General features: G+C 51.7%; 1 protein-coding gene. It reads left to right on the forward strand.

Annotated features, from left to right (window positions below; genetic code table 11):
• Positions 1-2,308: molybdopterin-dependent oxidoreductase (locus Q0200_RS10895; protein ID WP_297941106.1), on the forward strand; the 2,308-nt coding region annotated here is incomplete at both ends.

Genomic DNA, 2,308 nt, shown 5'->3' on the forward strand with positions numbered 1-2,308 from the left:
ACGACGCGGAAAAAATAAAAGACAACTATAAACCGCAGGGCAGCTCGCTTCAGCCCGAATTTAGCGTAAAAGACGGCAAAATTTCGATGAACGACGAGCATAGCGTGGTATTTTCTATGTGTCACGGCTGCGTGGCAAAGTGCGGACTGCGGCTACACGTGGACGAAAAAGCAGACCGCGTGCTAAGATGCACGGGCAACCCATATCACCCGCTATCAAACGTGCACTGGGCAAGCTTTGACACCTCGATAAATGATGCGCTACTAGCTACTACGGCTAGCGGCGAGGACGATCGGCGCGCCACCGTATGTGCTAGAGGCGCGGCGCTACCGGAGATGATAGCTTCGCCTATTAGGATTTTATCGCCGCTTAAGCGAGTGGGCAAAAGAGGCGAGGGCAAGTGGAAAAAGATCAGCTTTGAGCAGCTCATCGAGGAGGTCGTCGAGGGCGGGGATCTTTTTGGCGAGGGGCACGTGGACGGGCTTAGGGCTATACTCTCAGACGAGCTCATCGACGAGGCAAATCCCGAATACGGCACCAAGCGCAACCAGCTTTTGAGCTTTTATCTCTACGACGGACGCTCGGATATCGTCGATCGCTTTATCAAAAAATCTTTCGGCACTATAAATCACTACTCGCACGGCGGTATCTGCGGCGGCGGCTTTAGAGTCGGCGGCAAGATCGCGCACAACGCAAAGGGCTTTGCCCATACTAAGCCCGACTACGAAAACTCCAAATTTACCATCTACTGGGGTACCTCGCCCGCAAACGGCGGAAATCCGTTCCAAAAGCAAGCCAAAATGGTCGCCCACGCAAGAAGTAAAAACGACGGCTTCACCTATGCGGTGGTAGATCCGACGCTAACAAACGCCGTTAAATTTGCCGCCTCAGACAAAGGCCGCTGGATCGGTATAAAACCCGGCACCGACACTGCGCTTGCTATGGCGATGATACGCTGGATCATCGAAAACGAAAAATACGCCGCAAACTACCTCATGCAGCCAAATTTAGAGCAAGCAAAGCTAGCAGGCGAGATACACTGGTGCAACGCCACCCATCTAGTCATCACGCAAAAAGGCCACCTAGACTACGGTAAATTTGCACTTGTTGGCGACGAGTGGCAGGTCTGCTCTCAAGGCGGTAAAATCCAAAGTTACAAGATAAACGAGCCGGCTAAGCTCTACTATAAGGGCAAAATTTTACTTAACGGCAAAAAAGTCGAGGTCAAAAGCTCGATGCAGCTGCTAAAAGAATCAGCCTACAAACACAGCCTCAAAGAGTACTCTAAAATTTGCGGCGTAAGCGTGGAGGATATCCTCTGGCTATGCGAAAATTTCACCAAAAACGGCAGGCAGGTCAGCACCAACGTCCACGGCGGCATGATGCACACGCAAGCAGCCATGAGCACGTACGCGATATTTTGTCTAAACACGCTCATGGGCACCTACGGCTACAAGGGCGGCAGCGTAAACGCAAGCGCGGGCACGCACGAGTTTTTAAAGGGTAGATACGATCTAGAGAGCTTCGAGGGCGCATACAAGCCAAACGGGCTAAATTTATCCCGCTCGGGCAAGTATTACGAAACGAGCTCGGAGTTTAAGCGCAAAGTCGCGGCAGGCGGTAGCGGCTATCCCGCACAGCAGCCGTGGTATCCTATCTCGATGCCGCTGATAAACGAAACGCTCACTAGTCACGCCGCTGGCTATCCGTACAAAGTAAAAGCGTTTATAAACTACATGACAAACGTGATGTACGGGCAGGCAGGGCTCGAGGTTGCGGTACTCGACGCGCTAAAAGATAGCAAAAATTTGCCGCTTTTTATCGGTATCGACGCCTTTATGAACGAGACCAACGCCTACGCCGACTACATCGTGCCAGACGGAGTAAATCTCGAAAACTGGGCGCTTCCAAACTCGCTTTGGGGCACGATCGCTAAAACCTCGGTCGTGCGCTATCCGGCCGTCGCCGCTAAACAAGACCGCGCCGCAGACGGCACGCTAATCGACGTAGAGGCCTTTTATATCGCGGTGGCAAAGAGGCTCGGGCTCAAAGGATTTGGCAAAGGCGCCTTTAAGGATAAAGACGGAAAGCCGATGGATCTAGATACGAAGGAGCAGTATTACGCCGCGGCGCTGGCAAATTTAGCCTTTGACGGAGAGGGCGTAAAGGATATCAGCAAAGAGGATCTAAAACTAAGTAAAATTTCAAAAACCATGAAAAAGCTAGAGCCGTTTTTAAAAGACGAGGAAAAAGCAAAAGTCGCGCACGTGCTGGCAAAGGGCGGTAGATTTGATGATTACGAGAGTGC

The sequence above is a fragment of the uncultured Campylobacter sp. genome, from assembly GCF_938045225.1.
Taxonomy (GTDB): Bacteria; Campylobacterota; Campylobacteria; order Campylobacterales; family Campylobacteraceae; genus Campylobacter_A.